The 3231-nt window shown below is 29.8% G+C and carries 2 protein-coding genes; both read left to right on the top strand.

The window, feature by feature from the left end; all coding sequences use genetic code 11:
• Positions 1-411: 411 nt before the first annotated feature.
• Positions 412-1284 (top strand): hypothetical protein, encoded by an 873-nt coding sequence (locus tag RYL88_RS12475; RefSeq protein WP_314991731.1) that lies wholly within the window; start codon positions 412-414, stop codon positions 1282-1284.
• Positions 1281-1685 carry a type II toxin-antitoxin system VapC family toxin gene (locus RYL88_RS12470; protein ID WP_314991729.1) on the top strand — a complete coding sequence of 135 codons (405 nt, stop codon included), beginning with the start codon at positions 1281-1283 and terminating at the stop codon, positions 1683-1685. The genes RYL88_RS12475 and RYL88_RS12470 overlap by 4 nt, the downstream gene beginning before the upstream one ends.
• Positions 1686-3231 lie beyond the last annotated feature (1546 nt).

The raw sequence follows: 3231 nt of genomic DNA, 5'->3' as shown, positions 1-3231 counted from the left end.
TTTTTATACCTTCGGATTTAAATTATGACGAAAATTTAACATAAGAGAGTGACAGGTTGAGTCATAAAAACACAAACTCGTACAAATGCTTAAATAAAGGGCTAATATATTTAAATTTAGTCAATCTTTGCAAGCCGCCTGCGGTTTTGGCTACCATCATGCTTTTGGTTTCCTTAGTAAATCGCCCAGCACATAAATAATGTTTAACTTCATGCTTTATAAAAAATTCATTTTTTCTAAGAGAAAATCTCATTTTTTGGGAAAAATAATGTTTTTTTGAAAATATTTTTTTCATTTTTTGGGAAAAAATTTATACTTGTGATAAAAAATGGTTTCATTTTTTGGGAAAATTCAGTAGCAAATAAGGGGAAAAAAAGTATATTTTTGAAAAAATAAACCATAGGGGGTATTATGGCAAAAGAAATCGTTGACCTAGAAAAAGTTCGCTCCACAAGCGCAAGGCTTTATAATAGGACGCAAGAGATCGTCGATAGCCAAACCGGCGAAGTGAAGACAATAGTTACGAGCTTTTTGCAAAAAGAACAAACAAAAGACGCATTTATAAAGGTTTTTGTAGAAAATTTGGATTTTTTGGTTGAAAATCTTTCAAACAACGCTAGAACCGTATTTTTGGTAATGATAAAAAACGTAAATTATAAAAATATTTTTAAATACGATAGCGACTTCGTCAAATATTTCGAAGAGCGTAAAATTTTAGCCAAATCAAGCGTATATCGCGCCCTAAAAGAGCTTGAGGATAAACAAGCTATTTTTAAAATCAGCGAAAACGACAAGGATAAATTTGATATCATTGGCAAAAACTCTTTCATGCTAAATCCTCAAATCGTCGGTAAAGGCTCAATAAAAGATCTAAAGCAGCTAAGGCAAACGACTGTCAAAACCTTTAACTTCGAAACACTAGAAATGACAAAAGAAATTTTAACCGATGCTGCTTATGAGGGCTTTGACAAGGTCTTAGCAGCGCCTGATAGCTTTCAGGTAGATAGCGTTAAACAAATTCAGCATTCTGCCAACAAAAGCGAAACTGAGATTGTGATTTCAAAAAAACATGAAGAAGATGAGATTATTGAAGTGGCTGCTCAAAGCGAAAGTTCACAACAACCAATACAAAATACGCAAGAAAATACTACTCCTAGCGGCATAGAGAGCGATATTGCCGATATTATGAAGTTTGTCGGAGCCTTTAAGGGCGATTTTAAAGGTGATTCAAAATCACTAAGAGCAGAAAAAGCGGATGAATTAAATCAAAAGGCAGAACAGTGAAAGTATTTTTTGACCTAAATATCATCATTGATATTATCGATACAGACAGGATAAACAACAAAAAGGCCGTTGCTTTGATGCAAAATTTAATGCGAAAACAAGCTACTATCGTCATTAGCGAAGATAGTATTAGCACGCTTTATTATAATTTGCGCCATTCTCGACAAAAGCAACTTATACTTTTAGATTTCTTAGAAGTCGTTACTAAAAAATGGTGCGTATCGGCGTTTGGAATCGAAGGTATAAAAAAAGCGATTAAGTATTCTAAAAACTCAAACTCTGATCTTGAAGATGCACTACAATATTTTTGTGCTGATAAGGAAGGCTGCGAAGTAATCTATACTAGCGATAAAAACTTCCCTAAAATCGCCATAGCAATTAAAGGCTATGATGAAAATTAAAATTGTGGGAAAAATTTTGCCGACGAAGACAAATTTTTCCCAGAGAGAAAACTGATCTTCCCACGTGTGGGAAAACGAAAAATGAAGTCTAGGCTCGATTTTGCAATGGCCGGAAGCTATTTTTTATACGAGCTTTCCTTCTTTATCTATTCTTTTTTTCAATTTGTCTTTAAATAGGTAAATCAAAAGTTAATAACTTTTGAACTTTTACTATTGTGCATATATTTTTTTCATTACGAAAAAAATAGCACAAAAACTAAACTCCAAAAATAAAAATGCTCGCGTTTTGTTTTTTATTTTGAATCTTAAATTTTTTAGATCCAATTAAACTTAATTTTACTTTTAGTCGTTACTTTATCTGGCTATTTATTTGATATAAGTTCTCCTGTATAGTTTTTACCAGTATTCTCATAATTTTTAAAAATATAGTTCTTGTCATAAATTACTGCTTCTTTGCATAAATTTAAGTTTTCTAACTTAAATTTATTATTTTAGCAGTTTTTGGCTGTAAACCAAGTAATTATCTTTTTGGATGTTTTGAATAGTTATCAATTAAAATTCTATAGATAAAATTTCTTTTTTTGGGAATATTTTACAATAATATAAGAAAGATTTGTTTTTTTCTTTGGGAAAAAATATTTTTATTTCAAAATTTGGATAGTATTTTTATTTTTATAAAATAAATTGATTTATTTTTTGGGATATTTTTTGAAATAATATGATAACAATACTATAAACATATTATTACAATATTTTAGAGAAAGCATTGTGTTTAAAAGTTTGTAGTTGTCAAGATTTTATATCTATATCTTAAATTGTAGTTTGCTATGTTAGATTTATTATATTTATCTTAAAGTTTTAGTTTTTTTTATAGTAAAAGATTGTAGCGTTCTAATTGGCGATAGACCGTTCGTCTGTAAAAGCTTGTTATAACGGAGTAGTCCGAAGTTTGGAGGATCGATAAACTACCTTTGCTTTATTCATTAGTTTATTTTTTATATTGTTTATCTTTTTGGGCGCATTGCTTATTTATAGTGATTAGATCCGCATTTTTCCTTATTGTTCAAAATTCTGCTAACTAGCTTTACTTATTATTTATGGTGTTAGTAGATTTTTTGTTTTAGTTTGTGTTTTTGCGGTATAATACTCGCAGAGAATGCTTTTGGGTCAGGTTGTTACTTGATAATTGTAGTCTTCAATTTTTTCCTCGTGATCTAGTTTTTAATTTTAAGCTTTTGAATTTTACTTTTTCCTTAGATTTATTGATTAGAAATTTTATTTTTCAGTTAAGATTTTTAATAAAATTGGAAGTTCATAATCCAATTAAGGATGTTTTTTAGTTTTAGTGACTTGTCTTTTGTCGTACGGTAGCCCTATCCTCTATATTATTTAACTGTTTTTGTATCCATTTATCCAGCAGCTTCCCCGATCTTTCTTGAATTTCTTTTAGTGGACATTTTTGCATGCTTATTCCTTTGTTTTTAAAATAGAGTTAAGAGATAAGCTAGCTAAAAATATGTATAATTGCGCATAGAGGTCAAGACGG

The organism is uncultured Campylobacter sp. (assembly GCF_963517995.1).
GTDB lineage: Bacteria > Campylobacterota > Campylobacteria > Campylobacterales > Campylobacteraceae > Campylobacter_A.
The sequence above is the reverse complement of the archived record's forward strand: the minus strand, read 5'-3'. Positions and strand labels throughout refer to the sequence as shown.

What these genes read in the sequence shown, in the direction of transcription:
- RYL88_RS12475 (WP_314991731.1), top strand. Translation starts at nt 412, where the DNA reads ATGGCAAAAGAAATCGTTGACCTAGAAAAAGTTCGCTCCACAAGCGCA.